The sequence below is a fragment of the Streptomyces sp. NPDC126497 genome (assembly GCF_040302425.1).
Classification (GTDB): domain Bacteria; phylum Actinomycetota; class Actinomycetes; order Streptomycetales; family Streptomycetaceae; genus Streptomyces.
The window spans coordinates 1-20000 of sequence record NZ_JBEORT010000121.1; the positions used below are offsets into that span (position 1 = coordinate 1).

Here is a 20000-nt window from a genome sequence, read left to right on the forward strand (position 1 = left end):
GCAGGGGGGACCCTGTGGGAGAGTAGGACGCCGCCGAACAATTCTTGAGGGAAACCCCGCACCTTTCGGTGCGGGGTTTCCTGCATTTCAGGACGTCGGGCCCTCGAGGACCCGTGCCGCCGTCCCCTGTCTCACAGGCGTCCAGCCGCCTTCAGCGCCAGATACGCGTCCGCGAGCGCCGGCGCCAGTTCCTCCGGGATCGCGTCCACGACCGTGACACCACGGCGACGGAGCTGTTCCGCTGTGCGGTCGCGTTCCGTCTGGGCCTGGGCTGCCGCCGCTGCCTCGTACACCGCGTCAACGGCACCGCGTGCCTTGGCCATCCTGGCGACATGCGGATCCGCCACCGAAGCGAGGAGGACCGTGTGGCGCTGGGTCAGCCGGCCCAGGACGGGCAGCAGGCCCTCCTCGATGGGGGCCGGGTCGAGCGTCGTGAGCAGCACGACCAGCGATCGGCGGGGCGCCGTACGGAGCACCGTCGCCGTCAGCCCCCGGGCGTCGGTTTCGACGAGCTCGGGTTCCAGGGTGGCCATGGCACCGACGAGGGACGGGAGGACGTCACCGGCCGCGCGGCCCTGGACGAGGGAGCGCAGGCGACGGTCATAGGCCAGCAGGTCGACGCGGTCGCCGGCACGGGAGGCGAGGGCACCGAGGAGCAGGGCCGCGTCCATCGAGGCGTCCAGGCGGGGAGCGTCGCCGACGCGGCCCGCGGAGGTGCGGCCGGTGTCGAGGACCAGCAGGATGTGGCGGTCGCGTTCGGGACGCCAGGTGCGTACCGCGACCGCGGACTGGCGGGCGGTGGCGCGCCAGTCGATGGAGCGGGTGTCGTCGCCGGGAACGTACTCGCGCAGGCTGTCGAACTCGGTTCCCTCGCCCCGGGTCAACGCGCTGGTGCGGCCGTCCAGTTCGCGCAGCCGGGCCAGCCTGGACGGCAGGTGCTTGCGGCTGGTGAAGGGCGGCAGGACGCGTACCGTCCACGGGACCTCGTGGGCGCCCTGACGGGCGAAGAGGCCGAGGGGCCCGTAGGAGCGGACGGTGACGCGGTCGGCCTGGCGGTCGCCGCGGCGGGTGGGGCGCAGCCGGGTCGTGACACGCCGGCGTTCACCCGGGGGGATCGTCAGACGGTGGCGGGAGGCCGCCGCTTCCGTGCCGGGCAGCCAGCTGCTGGGGGGCCAGGCGTCGCGGACGCGGGCGCGCAGCGGGCGGTTGGACGAGTTGGTGATCGTCAGGGTGACGTCGGCGGTGTCGCCCAGGCGTACCGAGGTGTCGCCGGAACGGGTCAGGCCCAGGCGGCGTACGGGGGCGGCCAGGGCGAAGTCGCAGGCACAGGCCAACGCCAGGGGGGCGTTGACGGCGAGGACACCCGTCCAGCCGGGTTCCCAGATGCCGACGGGGAGGGAGCCGAGGGCCGCGAGCAGGGCGGCACGTCCGGTGAGTGCCATCAGCGGGGGACGGGGACGTGGGCGAGGATCGCGTTGATGACCGAGTCGGTCGTGACGCCTTCCATCTCGGCCTCCGGGCGGAGCTGGACGCGATGGCGGAGCGTCGGCAGGGCGAGGGCCTTCACGTCGTCGGGAATGACGTAGTCGCGGCCGGTCAGCCAGGCCCATGCGCGGGCGGTGGCCAGGAGCGCGGTGGCGCCCCGCGGGGAGACGCCGAGGGTGAGGGAGGGCGACTCGCGGGTGGCGCGGCAGATGTCCACCACGTAGGCGGTGATCTCGGGGGAGACGGTCGTCCCGGCGACCGCGCGGCGGGCGGCTTCCAGGTCGGAGGCGTTCGCGACGGGACGTATGCCGGCGGCGCGCAGGTCGCGCGGGTCGAAGCCCTCGGCGTGGCGGGTGAGGACGTCGATCTCGTCCTGGCGGGAGGGCAGGGGGATGGTCAGCTTGAGGAGGAAGCGGTCCAGCTGGGCCTCGGGGAGGGGGTAGGTGCCCTCGTACTCGACCGGGTTCTGCGTCGCGGCGACCAGGAAGGGGTCGGGCAGGGGGCGGGGGGTGCCGTCGACCGTGACCTGGCGTTCCTCCATGGCCTCCAGCAGGGAGGACTGGGTCTTGGGGGGCGTGCGGTTGATCTCGTCCGCGAGGAGGAGGTTGGTGAAGACCGGGCCGGGCTGGAAGGAGAACTCGGCGGTGCGGGCGTCGTAGACCAGGGAGCCGGTGACGTCGCTCGGCATCAGGTCGGGGGTGAACTGGACGCGCTTGGTGTCGAGCTCGAGGGTGGCGGCGAGGGCGCGGACGAGGAGGGTCTTGGCGACACCGGGAACGCCTTCGAGGAGGACGTGGCCGCGGCAGAGCAGGGCGACGACGAGGCCGGTCACCGCGGGGTCCTGGCCGACCACGGCCTTGGCGATCTCGGCGCGCAGGGCTTCCAGGGAGGCCCGGGCGGCGGCCGGGTCCCCGGTGTGCGCGGCGTTGTCGGTGGTCGGGTCCATCATGGACGGCGTACCTCTCTTTCGAGGGCGTCGAGGTGGTCGGCGAGCTGAACGAGTGCTGGGTCGTCGCCCGGGGGCGGGCCGAAGAGGAGGGTGTGCAGGGACCGTCCGTCGCCCCGGAGGTGGGCGGACAGCGCGGGGAGCAGGGCCTCGGGTGCGTGCGCCTGGGACACGGGGACGCCCACCAGGGGGGCGAGGCGCGTGCGGGTCGTGGAGCGAAGAGCGGTGGCCGCGCGGTCGCGGGCGCCGGCCTTGCGGTAGAGGTGGGCGCGGCCTTCGACGGTTTCGGAGGCACGGATCGCCACGGGGAGTTTCTCGGGCACCAGGGGGCCGAGTCGGCGTGCCCGCCACAGGGCGGCCAGGGTCGCCGCGACGAAGAGTTGCAGGGTGCCCCACAGCCAGCCGGAGGGGAGCAGGTCGAAGAAGTCCCGCTCGCCCTCCTCGGGGGCGGCGGAGGCGTCGGCGAGCGAGGGGAGGTACCAGACCAGGTGGGGGCGGGAGCCGAGGAGCTGCAGGGCGAGCGAGGCGTTGCCGTGCTCGTCGAGGTGGTCGTTGAGGAGGATGTCGGGGGCGCCGAGGAGGACGGTGTCGCCGTCGCCGGAGGGGGCCGGGATGCGCAGCAGGGTGGCGAGGCGCTCGCTGGGGTAGCACTCGTCGGCGGTGAGGTGGGTGGTGGTGTAGCGGATGCCGCCCAGGTCGGCGTTGCCCGCGCGGCGGGCGGCGGGCAGGTCGCAGTCGGGGGACAGGGTGGATCCGAAGCTGGTGAGCGGGTCCGCGGTGACGCCCGGGGAGAGCCGTTCGACGGAGGCGCTGCCGGCGGACACCAGGACGGTGCGACCGCCGGAGCCGGTGACGGCGGAGTGCAGCCGGGACTGCTGAGGCTTGGTCAGGAGGTCGGGGACGGCGACCAGGAGGGTCGTCCCTGGACCGGCCGCGGCGGTGGCCTCGTCGAGGGTGGTGACCACGCGTGTGTCCACGCCGCGGTCGGCGAGGAGCTCGGCGACCGCGCGGCTGCCGTAGGGGTCGGCGGAGCGCGGGTCGAGTTCGCCGTGCCGGGCGTCGGAGCGGACCACGGCGATGGCGACGGCCGCCGCGAGCAGCAGCACCAGGGCGAGGGCGATGCCTCGCGAGCGGGTCCACACCTGGCGGGCGGTGGGCGATGCCGAGGTGGGCGGAGGCGTGACCGCGGTCGTCATCCGGTGGCCCCCCGGCGGTCGGTGTCCGTGCTGCGGGCGTTGCCGCCGCCGGCCGCGAGCTGTGGTCTGGTGCGTTCCAGGTCGCGGTCGAGTTCGGCGAGCCGCCGGTACGGCCCTTCCGTGGCGGTCCGGCCGCCGTACGTCACATCGTCGAAGTCGCGGGCGGCGGTGCGCAGCCGGGCGGTGTGGGCGGGCAGGGTGCGTCCGGCCTCCTCGGCGGCCTCGTCGGCGGTGCGGCCGGGGCGGAGGTCGAGCAGGGCGCGTTCCTCCAGGGCGCGGACGACGGCCCGCATGCGTTCCTGGACGGCCTGGTTCCAGTGGCCCTGGGCGGCGTGCGCCTCGGCGGCCGCACGGTGTTCGGCGGCGCTGCGGGGGCGGTCGTCGAACAGGGCGGGGGCCGGGGCCGGCCGGCGGCGCGGAGTGCCCAGGCGCCACCACAGGGCGCCCAGGACGGCGATCACGGCCGCGATGACGACGACCAGGCCGAGCGTGCCGCCGGGGGTCGCGGTGGAGGCGGCGCCGAACAGCTTGCCGACCCATTCCCAGAAGGCGTCGAGGGCCTGCTGGAACCAGCCGGGGTCGTTCTCGTGGTACATGCCCTTGGACAGTTCGCGCCGGGCCGCCTCCCGGGCGGGGTCGCGCGGGAGGGTGACGGGCGGCTCGTCGTCGCCGCGCAGCAGCAGGCGCACGGCCGTGTCGGCGGCCGCGGGCAGCGCCTGTACGGATGCGAGAACTCCCCCCGTGGCGGTCACCCCCTCAACCTCCCGGGGTGGTGCCGGGGCCGTGGCCCCGGACGCCTGCGGCGCGGGCCAGTTCGAGGTCGAGGGCCTCGCGGCGGATGCGCTGGTCGACGTAGAGGAGCACGGTGACGCCGGCCGTGATCGGGAACGTGATCGTGGCGCCGATGACCGAGCCGATGCCGCTGATGATGAGGAACGTCCAGCCCATGTCGCCGCCGGCGCTGTTGAGGAAGCCGGAGACGCCGTCGCCGCCGACGGCCGCGGCGAGGAAGGTGAAGGGGATGACGATGATCGACGCGACGACGTTGGCGATGATCGTCGCGAGCAGCTGGATGCCGAAGATCCGCCACCAGGAGCCGCGCACCAGTCTGGCGGAGCGGCTCATCGCCTTCCTGATGCCCTGCTTCTCCAGCATCAGGGCGGGCGAGGCCAACGACAGGCGGACCATGAGCCACACGGTGGCGACAGCGGCGCCGATCAGGCCCAGGACGGTGAGGGCGATGCCCGCCCCGCCGCCCGCGGCGAGGGCGACGAGGAAGCCGGGCAGCGCGCCGACGGCCATGATGCCGGCGGTGATGAGCAGCAGCAGGCAGATCAGGCCGAACAGCTTGACGATCTGGGGGCGTGCGTCGCGCCAGGCCTCGCCGGTGGTGACCGACCTGCCGAGTACCGCGCGGCTGGTGACGGTCGTGAGCAGGGCGGTGGCGGCGACGGTGCCGATCAGGGTGATCAGGAGGACCACGCCGGAGTTGAGCAGGGCGTCGCCCATGGCGTCGGTCAGTTCGTCGAGGGTGGCGCTGGGGTCGTCGAGCACCGCGGTGCCGGAGGTGTCCAGGGCGAGGCCCTGGAGCAGTACGACGACGATCTCGGTGAGGACGGCGATGGTCAGCGAGATGCCGAGGACCGTGCGCCAGTGGGCGCGCATGGTGGAGACGGCGCCGTCGAGGATCTCCCCCACGCCGAGCGGGCGGAGCGGGATGACACCGGGTTTGGCCGCGGGCGGGGGACCTCCCCAGCCGCCGCCCCAGTTGCCTCCCCAGGCGCCGGGACCGCCGGGACCGCCGGGACCTCCGTGACCGCCGGGTGGCGGGGTGCCCCAGCCCGGGCCGGACGGCGGGGGCGGGGGCGTCCGGTCGGGGCCGGCGGGTGCGGACCACTGGCCGGGCGGGGGCTGCTCCTTCGACCACTTCACGCCCGGGTCCTGCGGGGCCCGGCCCGGCTGTCGGGGCTGGTCGGCGGGCTGCTGGGGGTCCGGGCGGCCGGCGGGCCCGGCAGGGCCGGACGCTCCCGGTCCCTGCCCTTCGGACGGGGCGGATCCGGGCGAGGCCCAGCCCGGAGTGTCGTTCATCGTCGCTCCTTCACGGTGCCCGTCCGCGGTCGCGGCGGCAGCTTGGCAGCCATCGTGCCATGGGGTGGTCACCGACCGACCTGCCGAGGTGAGGGCTGCGTACCTTCAATTGTCCGCGCTACAGGGGGCAGACTGGCCGCATGGCTGATCAGTACGCACACAGTGGCGACAACACGCGGCCGACCGAGATCCCGGCACTGCGCTGGGAGGAGCCGCCCGAAGGCCCCGTCCTGGTCCTCCTGGACCAGACGAGGCTGCCGGCCGAGGAGGTCGAGCTCGTCTGTACGGACGCGCCGGCGCTGGTGGAGGCGATCCGCTCGCTCGCCGTGCGGGGTGCTCCCCTGCTGGGCGTCGCGGGGGCCTACGGCGTCGCGCTCGCCGCCGTACGGGGCTACGACGTGGACGACGCGGCGGCGGCGCTGGAGGGCGCCCGGCCCACCGCGGTGAACCTCGCCGTCGGCGTACGCCGGGCGCACGCCGCGCACCAGGCCGTCCTCGCCCGCGGCGGGGACCCCCGGCAGGCGGCCGGGGCCGCGCTGGCCGCGGCACGGCAGCTGCACCGGGAGGACGCCGAGGCCAGTGCCCGGATGGCCGAGCACGGGCTGGCGCTCCTCGACGAGCTGCTGCCCGGCGGCGGGCACCGGATCCTCACGCACTGCAACACCGGTTCGCTGGTGTCGGGAGGGGAGGGGACGGCGTTCGCGGTGGCGCTGGCGGCGCACCGGGCGGGACGGCTCAGGCGCCTGTGGGTGGACGAAACGCGTCCTCTGCTGCAAGGTGCTCGCCTGACGGCGTACGAGGCGGCCCGCAGCGGCATGGCGTACACCCTGCTCACCGACAACGCGGCGGGATCGCTGTTCGCGGCGGGCGAGGTGGACGCGGTGCTCGTCGGCGCGGACCGCATCGCGGCCGACGGTTCGGTGGCGAACAAGGTGGGGAGCTACCCGCTCGCGGTGCTCGCGCGGTACCACCATGTGCCGTTCATCGTGGTGGCTCCGGTGACGACGGTGGACCTCCGGACGCCGGACGGGGCGTCCATCGAGGTCGAGCAGCGTCCCGGACACGAGGTGACCGAGGTCATGGCGCCGCAGGTGCCGGTGGCCGGGACGGAGGCGGGCGGGGGTGTTCCGGTGGCGCCCCTGGGGACCCAGGCGTACAACCCGGCGTTCGACGTGACGCCGCCGGAGCTGGTGACGGCGATCGTCACCGAGGAGGGCGCCGTCTCGCCCGTGACAGCCGAGGCCCTGGCGACGCTGTGCGCCAGGTCACGCCAGGTAACGAACAGCTAATGGGATGATGTCGTTTATGAAGGGACGAGTCCTTGTCGTCGACGACGACAGCGCACTGGCCGAGATGCTCGGCATCGTGCTGCGCGGTGAAGGTTTTGAACCGTCTTTCGTAGCCGACGGCGACAAGGCGCTGGCCGCTTTCCGTGAGGCCAAGCCCGACCTGGTGCTCCTGGACCTGATGCTGCCCGGCCGGGACGGCATCGAGGTGTGCCGCCTGATCAGGGCGGAGTCCGGGGTGCCGATCGTGATGCTGACGGCGAAGAGCGACACCGTCGATGTGGTGGTGGGCCTGGAGTCCGGGGCCGACGACTACATCGTGAAGCCGTTCAAGCCGAAGGAGCTGGTGGCCCGCATCCGGGCGCGGCTGCGCAGGTCGGAGGAGCCGGCTCCGGAGCAGCTCGCCATCGGCGACCTGGTGATCGACGTGGCCGGGCACTCCGTGAAGCGGGACGGGCAGTCGATCGCGCTGACGCCGCTGGAGTTCGACCTGCTGGTCGCGCTCGCCCGCAAGCCGTGGCAGGTGTTCACGCGCGAGGTGCTCCTCGAGCAGGTCTGGGGATACCGCCACGCGGCGGACACCCGTCTGGTGAACGTGCACGTGCAGCGGCTGCGCTCCAAGGTCGAGAAGGACCCGGAGAAGCCGGAGATCGTGGTGACCGTCCGTGGTGTCGGGTACAAGGCAGGACCGAGCTGACATGTCCGGTGACAGTGCCGCTCCGGCGCCCGGCCGGTCCGGGGGCCGTCCGGGGCGGCCTGTCGGCCGGAAGGCCCCGGGCTCCCGCTGGGGGCGCCTGCTCGACGGCGGGCTGCTGCAGGGCGGGGTCCAGGGCAGTCCGGTGATCCGGCTGTTCGTGCGCTGGGTGCGCCGGCCGCTGCTGCCCGTCATGCGGCTGTGGCGGCGCAACATCCAGCTCAAGGTCGTCGTCACCACGCTGCTGATGTCGCTGGGCGTGGTGCTGCTGCTGGGCTTCGTCGTCATCGGCCAGGTGCGCAACGGTCTGCTGGACGCCAAGGTGACGGCGTCGCAGAGTCAGGCCACCGGCGGTTTCGCGGTGGCCAAACAGCAGGCCGAGGAGGCCGTGAGCGTCACCGACGACGACGGCGCGGCGCTGGACGGCCGCCCCTCCCAGAGCGTCATCCAGTGGATGAGCGACCTCGTGGAGTCGCTCTCCAGCGGTGGGCAGGGCGCCTTCGCCGTGGTGACCCTGCCCGCGGGCGGCGAGAGCGGCAGCGGGCGCGGACCGCGCGCCTCCGGCGAGGTCAATCCGACGGCGAGCGTGCCGGCGGAGCTGCGGGAGAGGATCGACACCAGTACGTCGGCGGCCCAGAGCTACACGCGCATCGTCTACGACACCAAGAAGGACTCCCAGCCCGGCCTGGTCATCGGCAAGCGGGTCAACGACCCCAACGGCGACCCGTACCAGCTGTACTACCTCTTCCCGCTCACCCAGGAGGAGAAGTCGCTGAGCCTGGTCAAGGGCACCCTGGCGACCGCCGGGCTGTTCGTCGTCGTCCTCCTCGGGGCGATCGCCTGGCTCGTGGTGCGCCAGGTCGTCACACCGGTGCGGATGGCGGCCGGGATCGCCGAGCGGCTGTCCGCCGGGCGGCTGCAGGAACGGATGAAGGTCACCGGCGAGGACGACATCGCGCGGCTCGGCGAGGCGTTCAACAAGATGGCGCAGAACCTCCAGCTGAAGATCAACCAGCTGGAGGACCTGTCGCGGATGCAGCGCCGGTTCGTGTCGGACGTGTCGCACGAGCTGCGGACGCCGCTGACGACCGTGCGGATGGCGGCGGACGTCATCCACGAGGCGCGCGAGGACTTCGACCCGGTGACCGCGCGGTCGGCGGAGCTGCTCGCCGACCAGCTGGACCGGTTCGAGTCGCTGCTCGCCGACCTGCTGGAGATCAGCCGCTTCGACGCGGGCGCGGCGGCGCTGGAGGCGGAGCCGATCGACCTGCGCGAGGTGGTGCGGCGCGTGGTCAGCGGCGCGGAGCCGCTGGCCGAGCGCAAGGGCACCACGATCAAGGTCGTCGGCGACCAGCAGCCCGTGGTCGCCGAGGCCGACGCGCGGCGCGTGGAACGGGTGCTGCGGAACCTGGTCGTCAACGCCGTCGAGCACGGCGAGGGCAAGGACGTCGTCGTCAAGCTGGCCGCCGCCGGCGGCGCGGTGGCGGTGGCGGTGCGCGACTACGGGGTGGGGCTCAAGCCCGGCGAGGCCACGCGGGTCTTCAGCCGTTTCTGGCGGGCCGACCCGGCACGCGCCCGTACCACCGGTGGCACGGGGCTGGGGCTGTCCATCGCCCTGGAGGACGCGCGGCTGCACGGCGGCTGGCTCCAGGCGTGGGGCGAGCCGGGCGGCGGCTCGCAGTTCCGGCTGACGCTGCCCAGGACCGCGGACGAGCCGCTGCGGGGGTCGCCGATCCCGCTGGAGCCCAAGGACTCGCGGCGCAACCGGGGGCCGGCCGACGCCGGTGCGCCGCGCGCCGGGGACGGGGAGAAGAGCGCGACGGTGTCGGCCCGGGAGGCGGGCGCCGACGGGCCGGCGCGTGCGGCACGGGACCCGTTGGCGCTGAGGCCGACGGCCGCGGCCCCGACGGCCGACCCCACCGCACTGCCCGGCAACGGCGCGCGCGTGGTGGCCCGCCCCGCCCCGCCGGCACGGACGGACGGTACGCGGACGGACCCCGGGACGGGAAACGGGACGGGGAACGGGACCGCGGACGGCGAGGACGGCCTCCCGCAGACCGGTGGCGGACCCGCGGGGCGTGCGGACGACGGACACGACGGAGGCGCGGCGGACCGTGGTGAGGACGGCCGGAGGGGGACGCGGAATGCGGACAGGGACGGGGAGGCTTCGCGTGGGCGGCGGTGAGCGCGGCCGGGGGGTGGCACCGCTGCGGACGGTGGCGTACGCCGCCTGCGGGGTCGTTCTGCTGGCCGGGTGCGCCTCGATGCCCGACAGCGGGGACCTGCGGGGGGTCGAGTCGACGCCCCGGCAGGACGCGCAGGTGCGGGTGTTCGCCATGCCGCCCGGTGAGGACGCCACCCCCACACAGATCGTGCAGGGCTTCCTGGAAGCGCTGACCAGCGACGACCCCGACTACAGGACCGCGCGCCAGTACCTGACCCGCGAGGCCGCGAAGACCTGGAGGCCGGAGTCGTCCACCACCGTGCTGTCGGACGGGCCGGGGGCCCTGGTCGACAGCACGGACCGGCAGGACACCGGCTCCCTGTCCTACACGCTGACCGGCACCAAGGTCGCCACGGTGGACGCGCAGCAGTCCTACGCGCCCGCCTCCGGGGCCTACGACGAGCCGGTGCACCTCACGAAGGACGCCGAGACCGGCCAGTGGCGCATCGACACCGTGCCGCAGGGCGTCGTCATGGGCAAGTCGGACTTCCAGCGCAACTACATGTCCGTCAACAAGTACTACTTCGCCTCGGACAGCGCGGGGACGCCGCCGATGACGGTCGCCGACCCCGTCTACGTGCGCAGTCACGTGGATCCCACGACCGAGATGGTGCGCTCCCTCATCGAGGGGCCCACGACCTGGCTGAGCCCCGCCGTCAGGACCGGCTTCCCCGAAGGGACGGCGCTGCGCAAGGGCGCCGGCCCGCTGACCCCGGACGACCGGGGCAGGCTGACCGTGCCGCTCAACGACAAGGCGGCCGAGGCCGGCACCGGCCGGTGCGAGGAGATGGCGGCCCAGCTGCTGTTCACGCTGCGCACGCTCAGCCCCGCGGTGGAGGAGGTCGAGCTGCGGGCCGGCGGCGGGCAGCTGTGCTCGCTCCCCCGGAGCGGCGCGGAGACCGTGGCCACCCGGGGCGCGCTGGACCGGCCCGATCACCTGTACTTCGTCGACGACGAGGGCCGGCTCGTGCGGATCACCGCGGGCACCGGCGACACCGAGCCCGCTCCGGTGCCCGGGGCGCTGGGCGAGGGCGAGAAGGCGCTGCGGTCGGTGGCGGTCGCCAGGGACGAGCGCACCGCGGCCGGGGTCGGCATCGACGGCAGGTCGCTGTTCGTCGCCCCGCTGGCGGCGGGGAGCCCCCTCGGGGAACCCGTGCTGCACAGCACCGGCAGGACCGAGGAGGACAGGCTGACCACGCCCAGCTGGGACGCGCGGGGCGGACTGTGGGTGGCCGACGGCGACCCCGCCGACCCGCGGCTGTACCTCCTGGAGGCGGACGCGGACGAGCCGGTCCGGGTGCGGACGCCGGGGCTGGACGGCCGCGTGCGGGCGGTCCGGGTGGCCGCCGACGGAGTGCGGATCGCGCTCGTCGTGGAGAAGGGCGACCGGCGTTCCCTGATGATCGGCCGGATCGACCGGAGCGAGGAGGCGGACGGCCCGGCGGTCACCGTGCTGGACCTGCGCTCCGCGACGCCCGAGCTGGAGCAGGTCACGGCCATGTCCTGGGCCGGGGACAGCCGGCTCGTGGTGGTCGGGCGCGAGCAGGGAGGTGTGGAGCAGATGAAGTACGTCGAGGTCGACGGCTCCACGCCGGACGTGCCGCCGCCCGCCGCCCTGACCGGGGTCGAGGCCGTCACCGCCTCCGAGGACGAACAGGCACCGCTGATGGCGCACTCGGTGGACGGGATCGTACGGCTGCCCTCGGGGGCCCAGTGGCAGAAGGTGACGGAGGGGACCGCGCCGGTCTACCCGGGGTGAGCCGGACCCGTCCCCCGGGTTATCCACAGGGGTGGCCGGGTGCGGCGGGCGTGGGCACAGTGGGTCCATGCGGGACTGGTGGCAGGACCTCACCGACCTGGTGCTCCCGGCCGAGTGCGGAGGCTGCGGCAGACCTCGTACGGTGCTCTGCGCCCGGTGCCGTACGGCGCTGGGCGGAGCCGTGCCGTGCCGGGTGCGGCCGGTGCCCGAGCCGCCCGGGCTGCCGTCGGTGCACGCGGCGGCCCGGTACGCGGACGAGGTGCGCGCCACGCTGCTGGCCCACAAGGAACGGGGCGCCCTGGCCCTCTCCCGGCCGCTCGGCGCGGCGCTGGCGGGAGCGGTGCGGGCGGGGCTGGGAGCGGCCGGGGCGCCGGGCGCGGGCCCGGTGCTGCTGGTCCCGGTGCCCTCCGCGCGGCGGGCGGTGCGGGCACGCGGGCACGATCCCGCGCGGCGGATCGCGTACGCGGCGGCGGGTGAGCTGCGACGGGCGGGGGTACCCGCACGAGTGCTTCCCGCCCTGCGGCAGCGGCGGCGGGTGGCCGACCAGTCGGAGCTCGGCGCACGGCAGCGGCTGGCCAATCTCGCGGGCGCGCTGACGGTGGCCCCGGGCTGCGGCCGGCTGCTCGCGCAAGGCCGGGTCGTCCTGGTCGACGACCTGATGACGACGGGGGCGTCGCTGGCCGAGGCGGCGCGCGCCGTACGGGCGAGGCGGTGGGCCGGAACACCGGACCGGGGCGCCGGATCGAGTATTTCGGGTCCCGCGTTCGTGTACAGGGGTGAGACAGGGGAAGGGAGAGGGGAACAACGGAGCGGACCAGGTCAACAGTGGGCGGACCGACGGCCCGGCCGGCCGTCGGCCGTGGTGGACGAGGAGGGCGCCGACGGGATGTGCGCGGCCGTCGTCGCGGCATCTCCGGACGCTTTCGGAATAAGCCGGAACTGACTGAGAACGTACGTCGTTGCAGGTAATAAGAGAGTCAATTCACCAGAATGGAGGTACGGCGCAGTAGAGGGTGACGACATCCGTCCGGGCGAGATATGTTCGGTTGTGAGGGAAAGCCGCAGGCCACACCTCTCGAATCCGATTGCCGTGCCGCGGGTTTTTCATCATCACCCGTGCCGGTGGAGTGGAGATCCCGCCCATGGGGGAGGAGGTGGACGTCACCGAGTCCGAGGTTCCGGGCCTCACCGGAACCTGGTGCAAAAGGGAGACGCTCCGCACCGAGGCGGAGCGATCCGGGAACGGAGTTCTGCGTGGACATCGTCGTCAAGGGCCGCAAGACCGAGGTGCCCGAGCGGTTCCGGAAGCACGTGGCCGAGAAGCTGAACCTGGAGAAGATCCAGAAGCTCGATGGCAAGGTGATCAGCCTCGACGTCGAGGTCTCCAAGGAGCCCAACCCCCGGCAGGCCGACCGCTGCGACCGGGTGGAGATCACGCTCCGCTCCCGCGGTCCGGTGATCCGGGCGGAGGCAGCCGCGAGCGATCCGTACGCGGCACTCGACCTGGCGGCGGAGAAACTGGACGCCCGGTTGCGCAAGCAGCACGACAAGCGTTTCTCGCGGCGTGGCGCGCGCAGGATCTCGGCCGCCGAGGTCCCCGACCACGTCCCGGGCGCGGCGACACTCAACGGAGCCGGTGCGAGCTCCGTCGCGGAGGAGCAGGAAGCCGTCCCCACCAAGAAGATCGGCTCCCTGGAAGTGCAGGGCGACGGGCCCCTGATCGTCCGTGAGAAGACCCATGTGGCAGCGCCCATGACCCTCGATCAGGCTCTCTACGAAATGGAGCTGGTCGGGCACGACTTCTATCTGTTCATCGACTCCGAGACCAAGGAGCCCAGCGTCGTCTACCGGCGGCACGCCTACGACTACGGCGTGATCCACCTCAGCACGGACACGATGGTCACCCAGACGCAGTCCCCCGAGGCGGGCGGGACGCTCGGCGGCTGACCCGCCGCGTGACGGCCGAGCCGGTGCCCCTGGTGCGCGTGTGCGCCCCCAGGGGCACCGGTGTGCGACCACTCGGCGCACGCACCGGCACTCCGGTGGCGGCGGGGCATGGAATCATGGCTGCAGCGGCCCAACCGGTGGTCCGCTGCCTTGGGTTGGCGATGGTCAGGACCACAGGCCACAGCCTTCAGGGGGAGGAACGATGGCGGACAGCTTCGGACCGATGCGTGACGAGGACGCCGACGGCGGCGTCGTCGGCATGGGCCCGGACGCGGACACTCCACGCAAGGAGCCGATCAGAGTCCTTGTGGTGGACGACCACGCGCTGTTCCGCCGCGGACTGGAGATCGTGCTCGCGGCCGAGGAGGACATCCAGGTCATCGGTGAGGCCGGGGACGGCGCCGAGGCGGTGGAGAAGGCGGCCGACCTGCTGCCCGACATCGTCCTGATGGACGTGCGGATGCCCAAGCGGGGCGGGATCGAGGCGTGCACCTCCATCAAGGAGGTCGCCCCCAGCGCGAAGATCATCATGCTGACGATCAGCGACGAGGAGGCCGATCTCTACGACGCCATCAAGGCGGGCGCGACCGGTTATCTCCTGAAGGAGATCTCCACGGACGAGGTGGCCACCGCCATTCGCGCGGTGGCCGACGGACAGTCGCAGATCAGCCCGTCCATGGCGTCGAAACTGCTCACCGAGTTCAAGTCGATGATCCAGCGCACCGACGAACGCCGGCTGGTGCCCGCGCCCCGATTGACGGACCGTGAACTCGAAGTCCTCAAGCTGGTGGCCACGGGGATGAACAACCGCGACATCGCCAAGGAACTGTTCATCTCCGAGAACACCGTGAAGAACCACGTGCGCAACATCCTGGAGAAGCTCCAGCTGCACTCCAGGATGGAGGCGGTGGTCTACGCGATGCGGGAGAAGATCCTCGAGATCCGGTGACGGGCCCCCGCGTCAGGAGGGGACCCGGGAGAGCTCCAGGACGAGGGCCTCGCGCAGCTCCGGCGCGTCCACCCGCTCCACGCGCACGTCCGTGCAGTCCACCCAGCCGGCCGCCTCCACCAGGGCCCGGGCCACGGCGGGGACCGCCGCGCGGCCGTCCAGCGTGACCTGCCTGGCCACCAGCGTGCGCCCCTCACGGGCCGGGTCGACCCGGCCGACCAGCCGGCCGCCCGCGAGGACGGGCATCGCGAAGTAGCCGTACACCCGCTTGGGCTTGGGGACGTAGGCCTCCAGACGGTGGGTGAAACCGAAGATCCGCTCCGTGCGCGCCCGCTCCCAGACCAGCGAGTCGAACGGGGACAGCAGCGTCGTACGGTGCCGGCCGCGCGGCGGTGCCGCCAGGGCCGCCGGATCGGCCCAGGCCGGCTTGGACCAGCCCTCCACCGTGACCGGGACCAGACCCGAGTCGGCGATCACCGCGTCGACCTGCTCGCCCCTGAGGCGGTGGTAGTCGGCGATGTCCGCGCGCGTCCCCACCCCGAGGGACCGGCCGGCCAGCCGGACCAGACGGCGCAGGCACTCGGCGTCGTCCAGCTCGTCGTGCAGCAGCTCCGCGGGGATCGCCCGCTCGGCGAGGTCGTAGACCCGCTTCCAGCCGCGGCGCTCGACGCACACCACCTCGCCGTACATCAGGGCGCGCTCGACGGCGACCTTGGTGCCGGACCAGTCCCACCACTCGCTGGTGCGCTTGGCGCCGCCCAGCTCCGTGGCCGTCAGGGGGCCCTCCGCGCGGAGCTGCTTGATCACCTGGTCGTACACGCCGTCGGGGAGGTCGTGGCCCCAGAGCGGGCGGGCGCGGTAGGCGCGGCGGCGGAAGGCGAAGTGCGGCCACTCCTCGATGGGGAGGATGCACGCGGCGTGCGACCAGTACTCGAACGCGTGCGGCGGCCGGGAGTCCGCCTTCCAGTACGCCTCCTCCACGGTCCGGCGTCCCACGGCGCCCAGACGGGCGTACGGGATGAGCTCGTGGGAGCGGGCGAGGACGGAGATGGTGTCGAGCTGCACCGCGCCCAGGTGGCGCAGGACGCCCCGGACGCCCGCGCGGCGGTCCGGGGCACCGAGGAGGCCCTGGGCCCGCAGGGCGATGCGGCGGGCCTCGTCTGCCGACAGTTCCGTGGTGGGACGCGGGAGGGTCGTCATACGTCCGCACGATAGAGGGCGCCACTGACAACAGGGGTGGGGCCGGGGCTACCCCCGTGCGGGCAGGTAGGGGACCGTGGAGGGAAGCCCCAGGTCGGAAGGGAGCAGAGAGCCCACCCAGCCGTCCCGCAGCACCCCCTTGTTGGTGAGCGAGGCGCGCAGGACGCCCTCGATGGTGAAGCCCGCGCGCTCCGCCACCGCGCGGGAGGCGACGTTGCCCACCTCCGCCCGCCACTCCACGCGGTCGACCGACATCCGGGTGAAGACCCAGCGGGAGGCGGCGAGGACGGCCTCGGTGATGTAGCCGTTGCCGCGGTGCTCCTTCGCGGCCCAGAAACCGATCTCACCCGCCCCCAGGGAGCGCATGGTGATGCTGAGCATGCCCGTGAGCTCCCCGGTGGGCAGGAAGACCCCGAAGGTGAACATCGAACCGCCCGCCCAGCCGTCGGGCGCGATCTGCTCGGTGAACCCCCGCGCGTGCTCGGGCAGATAAGGGGAGGGGATGGTGGTCCACCGCTGGATGTCCGGGTCCTGGCAGATCGCGTACACGGCGTCGGTCTCCTGCGGGCCGACCGTGCGCAGCAGGAGGCGGTCGGTGGTGAGCGTGACGGGGTCCATCGGCCGATTCTGCTCGTGCGGAGGCGAGCGGCGCCATCCCTCGCGCGGCGCGTGAGGCGACGATCACCCTTCGCGCAACACGCCGGTGCGGGGCGGCACCATCCGGGGGGCCCGGACGTTGTCCTTGTGGAGCAGCCGTGAAAGGGACAGGAAGCAGCAGCCGACGGTCAGCCCCGTGGCAGGCCTCCCGGCGCAGTGGGGTCCTCGCATACGATGGCCGTTGCTCAGTCAGTGAAATGGAAACCGACCGTCCCAGGCCCGACCGGCAAGGAGACCAACCCCCGTGTCCGTCCTCTCGAAGATCATGCGTGCAGGCGAAGGCAAGATCCTGCGCAAGCTGCACCGCATCGCGGACCAGGTCAACTCCATCGAAGAGGACTTCGAAGGCCTCTCCGACGCCGAGCTGCGGGCCCTCACCGATGAGTACAAGCAGCGGTACGCCGACGGTGAGAGCCTGGACGACCTGCTGCCCGAGGCCTTCGCCACCGTCCGCGAGGCCGCCAGGCGCGTCCTGGGCCAGCGGCACTACGACGTCCAGATCATGGGCGGCGCCGCGCTCCACATGGGCTACGTGGCCGAGATGAAGACCGGCGAGGGCAAGACCCTCGTCGGCACCCTGCCCGCGTACCTGAACGCCCTGTCCGGCGAGGGCGTCCACATCATCACGGTCAACGACTACCTGGCCGAGCGCGACTCCGAGATGATGGGCCGCGTCCACCGCTTCCTCGGTCTGAGCGTCGGCTGCATCCTCGCCAACATGACGCCGGCCCAGCGCCGCGAGCAGTACGCCTGCGACATCACCTACGGCACGAACAACGAGTTCGGCTTCGACTACCTGCGCGACAACATGGCGTGGTCGAAGGAGGAGCTGGTCCAGCGCGGGCACAACTTCGCCATCGTCGACGAGGTCGACTCCATCCTCATCGACGAGGCTCGTACGCCGCTGATCATCTCCGGTCCGGCCGACCAGGCCACCAAGTGGTACGGCGACTTCGCCAAGCTGGTCAAGCGCCTCAAGCGCGGTGAGCCCGGCCAACCGCTCAAGGGCATCGAGGAGACCGGCGACTACGAGGTCGACGAGAAGAAGCGCACGGTCGCGATCCACGAGTCCGGTGTGGCCAAGGTCGAGGACTGGCTGGGCATCGACAACCTGTACGAGTCGGTGAACACCCCGCTCGTGGGCTACCTGAACAACGCCATCAAGGCCAAGGAGCTCTTCAAGAAGGACAAGGACTACGTCATCATCGATGACGAGGTCATGATCGTCGACGAGCACACCGGCCGCATCCTCGCCGGCCGCCGCTACAACGAGGGCATGCACCAGGCCATCGAGGCGAAGGAATCGGTGCCGATCAAGGACGAGAACCAGACCCTCGCCACGATCACGCTGCAGAACTTCTTCCGCCTCTACAAGCGCCACGACCACAACGGCAAGGAAATGCCCGGCCTGTCCGGCATGACCGGTACGGCGATGACCGAGGCCGCCGAGTTCCACCAGATCTACAAGCTCGGCGTGGTGCCCATCCCGACCAACCGGCCGATGGTCCGCAAGGACCAGTCCGACCTGATCTACCGCACCGAGGTCGCCAAGTTCGAGGCGGTCGTCGACGACATCGAGGAGAAGCACCGCAAGGGGCAGCCGATCCTCGTCGGCACGACGTCGGTGGAGAAGTCCGAGTACCTCTCGCAGCAGCTCAGCAAGCGCGGCATCCAGCACGAGGTGCTGAACGCCAAGCACCACGAGCGCGAGGCGCAGATCGTCGCCCAGGCCGGCCGCAAGGGCAGCGTCACCGTGGCCACCAACATGGCCGGCCGCGGCACGGACATCAAGCTCGGCGGCAACCCCGAGGACCTCGCCGAGGCGGAGCTGCGCCAGCGCGGTCTCGACCCCGAGGAGCACATCGAGGAGTGGGCGCAGGCCCTGCCCGAGGCCCTCGAGCGGGCCGAGGCGGCGGTCAAGGCCGAGAAGGAGGAGGTCGAGAAGAGCGGCGGCCTGTACGTCCTGGGCACCGAGCGGCACGAGTCGCGGCGCATCGACAACCAGCTGCGCGGCCGTTCCGGCCGTCAGGGCGACCCGGGCGAGTCCCGCTTCTACCTCTCGCTCGGTGACGACCTGATGCGGCTGTTCAAGGCCCAGATGGTCGAGCGCGTGATGTCCATGGCGAACGTCCCGGACGACGTGCCGATCGAGAACAAGATGGTCACGCGTGCGATCGCGTCCGCGCAGTCGCAGGTGGAGACGCAGAACTTCGAGACGCGCAAGAACGTCCTGAAGTACGACGAGGTCCTCAACCGGCAGCGCGAGGTCATCTACGGCGAGCGGCGCCGGGTCCTGGAGGGCGAGGACCTGCAGGAGCAGATCCAGCACTTCATGGACGACACCATCGACGCCTACGTCCAGGCGGAGACCGCCGAGGGCTTCCCCGAGGACTGGGACCTGGACCGGCTGTGGGGCGCCTTCAAGCAGCTGTACCCGGTGAGCGTCACCGTCGAGGAGCTGGAGGAGGCGGCCGGCGACCGGGCCGGGCTGACGGCGGAGTTCATCTCCGAGTCCATCAAGGACGACATCCGCGCCCAGTACGAGGCCCGCGAGGCGCAGCTCGGCTCCGAGATCATGCGCGAGCTGGAGCGCCGGGTCGTGCTGTCGGTCCTGGACCGCAAGTGGCGCGAGCACCTCTACGAGATGGACTACCTCCAGGAGGGCATCGGCCTGCGCGCGATGGCGCAGAAGGACCCGCTGGTCGAGTACCAGCGCGAGGGCTTCGACATGTTCACCGCGATGATGGACGGCATCAAGGAGGAGTCCGTCGGCTACCTGTTCAACCTGGAGGTCCAGGTCGAGCAGCAGGTCGAGGAGGTCCCGGTCGAGGACGCCAAGCCGGTGGCCGACCTGGAGAAGCAGGACGCGGTGCCCGCGCAGGCGGGGCCGCGCCCCGAGATCCGCGCCAAGGGGCTCGACGCCCCGCAGCGGCGGAACCTGCACTTCTCGGCACCCACGGTGGACGGCGAGGGCGGCACCATCGAGGGCGAGCTGGCCACCGACGACGAGCCGGTGCGTTCCGAGGCGGACGGCCTCACGCGCGCGGAGCGCCGCAAGCAGGCGCGGGGCGGGCGTCGCCGCAAGAAGTGAGCGCTCGTGAGCGGGCCGAGGGCCGGACACCCCAGGGTGTCCGGCCCTCGGCCGTGGCGGGCGGGCTCAGCGGGTGTCCGCACGGCGCGGCCGCGGGCCGCCCAGTTCCACGGCGGTGCAGCGCCAGCGCAGGTCCCGGCCCTGTTCCAGCCGGAAGGCCATGGCGCGCAGCCTGTCCCCGGCCCCGATCCGGGCGAACACCTCGATGGCCCCCTCGCGGGGCTCGAACCAGCCGATGTCGCGTACGACGGGGCGGATCCCGCGGGTGCGCAGCGGCCCGTGTTCGGCGAGCCCGATCAGCTCGTCGTAGGCCTGTCCGGCGGTGTGCCGCAGCATCGCGTGGACGGGACGCTGCCCGCTGAGGACGGCGAGGAGCAGTTCCGCGAAGCGGTCGGCCGGCCCCGGCCGGGGGACGACGGGACGCGAGGGCGGCCGGTCGGTGACGCGCGGGAGGGCGCCGGCCGCCTCCCAGCCGCCC

The 20000-nt window shown here is 72.7% G+C and carries 16 protein-coding genes; 8 read left to right on the forward strand and 8 right to left on the reverse strand.

Annotation, left to right across the window (positions count from 1 at the left end; translation table 11 throughout):
• Positions 1-131: 131 nt before the first annotated feature.
• The 5 genes from ABTY20_RS31395 to ABTY20_RS31415 are packed head-to-tail and all read right to left on the reverse strand — an operon-like array spanning position 132 to position 5715.
• Entirely contained in the window at positions 132-1442 is a 1311-nt protein-coding gene (locus tag ABTY20_RS31395; protein WP_352000538.1) for a DUF58 domain-containing protein, read from the reverse strand.
• Entirely contained in the window at positions 1442-2431 is a 990-nt protein-coding gene (locus ABTY20_RS31400) for an AAA family ATPase (protein WP_352000551.1), read from the reverse strand. The genes ABTY20_RS31395 and ABTY20_RS31400 overlap by 1 nt, the downstream gene beginning before the upstream one ends.
• Positions 2431-3627: a DUF4350 domain-containing protein gene (locus tag ABTY20_RS31405; RefSeq protein ID WP_352000539.1), complete on the reverse strand. Its 1197-nt coding sequence runs from the start codon at positions 3625-3627 to the stop codon at positions 2431-2433. The genes ABTY20_RS31400 and ABTY20_RS31405 overlap by 1 nt, the downstream gene beginning before the upstream one ends.
• Entirely contained in the window at positions 3624-4379 is a 756-nt protein-coding gene (locus ABTY20_RS31410; protein WP_352000540.1) for a DUF4129 domain-containing protein, read from the reverse strand. The genes ABTY20_RS31405 and ABTY20_RS31410 overlap by 4 nt, the downstream gene beginning before the upstream one ends.
• A gap of 4 nt (positions 4380-4383) precedes the next feature.
• Entirely contained in the window at positions 4384-5715 is a 1332-nt protein-coding gene (locus ABTY20_RS31415) for a DUF7847 domain-containing protein (protein ID WP_352000541.1), read from the reverse strand.
• 140 nt (positions 5716-5855) lie between these two features.
• Here ABTY20_RS31415 and mtnA point away from each other — a divergent pair, with 140 nt between their 5' ends.
• From mtnA to ABTY20_RS31450, 7 genes are all read left to right on the forward strand, one after another.
• Entirely contained in the window at positions 5856-7004 is a 1149-nt protein-coding gene (gene mtnA, locus ABTY20_RS31420) for an S-methyl-5-thioribose-1-phosphate isomerase (RefSeq protein ID WP_352000542.1), read from the forward strand.
• Positions 7005-7008: 4 nt separating this feature from the next.
• The gene (mtrA, locus tag ABTY20_RS31425; protein WP_004930665.1) at positions 7009-7698 is read left to right on the forward strand and encodes a two-component system response regulator MtrA; all 690 of its coding nucleotides are present in this window, start codon (positions 7009-7011) and stop codon (positions 7696-7698) included.
• 1 nt (position 7699) lies between these two features.
• Positions 7700-9880: an MtrAB system histidine kinase MtrB gene (gene mtrB / locus ABTY20_RS31430; protein ID WP_352000543.1), complete on the forward strand. Its 2181-nt coding sequence runs from the start codon at positions 7700-7702 to the stop codon at positions 9878-9880.
• Entirely contained in the window at positions 9840-11678 is a 1839-nt protein-coding gene (locus ABTY20_RS31435; RefSeq protein WP_502991933.1) for an LpqB family beta-propeller domain-containing protein, read from the forward strand. Before mtrB ends, ABTY20_RS31435 begins: the two co-directional genes overlap by 41 nt.
• Positions 11679-11745: 67 nt before the next feature.
• Positions 11746-12621 (forward strand): ComF family protein, encoded by an 876-nt coding sequence (locus ABTY20_RS31440; protein ID WP_352000544.1) that lies wholly within the window; start codon positions 11746-11748, stop codon positions 12619-12621.
• A 311-nt stretch (positions 12622-12932) separates the two neighbouring features.
• Positions 12933-13625, forward strand: a complete 693-nt coding sequence (gene hpf, locus ABTY20_RS31445; RefSeq protein ID WP_352000545.1) for a ribosome hibernation-promoting factor, HPF/YfiA family — start codon at positions 12933-12935, stop codon at positions 13623-13625.
• A 202-nt stretch (positions 13626-13827) separates the two neighbouring features.
• Complete coding sequence (locus tag ABTY20_RS31450) at positions 13828-14574, forward strand: response regulator (protein WP_352000546.1); 747 nt, start codon at positions 13828-13830, stop codon at positions 14572-14574.
• 12 nt (positions 14575-14586) lie between these two features.
• Here the strand turns inward: ABTY20_RS31450 and ABTY20_RS31455 are convergent, their stop codons facing one another.
• Together ABTY20_RS31455 and ABTY20_RS31460 are read right to left on the reverse strand one after the other, a co-directional pair.
• The gene (locus ABTY20_RS31455; protein WP_352000547.1) at positions 14587-15774 is read right to left on the reverse strand and encodes a winged helix-turn-helix domain-containing protein; all 1188 of its coding nucleotides are present in this window, start codon (positions 15772-15774) and stop codon (positions 14587-14589) included.
• 48 nt (positions 15775-15822) lie between these two features.
• Positions 15823-16392 (reverse strand): GNAT family N-acetyltransferase, encoded by a 570-nt coding sequence (locus ABTY20_RS31460; RefSeq protein WP_352000548.1) that lies wholly within the window; start codon positions 16390-16392, stop codon positions 15823-15825.
• Between the two features lie 283 nt (positions 16393-16675).
• Between ABTY20_RS31460 and secA the strand changes: the two genes are divergently transcribed.
• On the forward strand, positions 16676-19522 hold the full coding sequence (gene secA / locus ABTY20_RS31465; protein ID WP_352000549.1) for a preprotein translocase subunit SecA: 2847 nt from the start codon (positions 16676-16678) through the stop codon (positions 19520-19522).
• 66 nt (positions 19523-19588) lie between these two features.
• On the opposite strand, the gene ABTY20_RS31470 is transcribed toward secA, so the two are convergent.
• The coding region (locus tag ABTY20_RS31470) for an Rv3235 family protein (RefSeq protein ID WP_352000550.1) at positions 19589-20000 on the reverse strand (412 nt) is incomplete at its 5' end.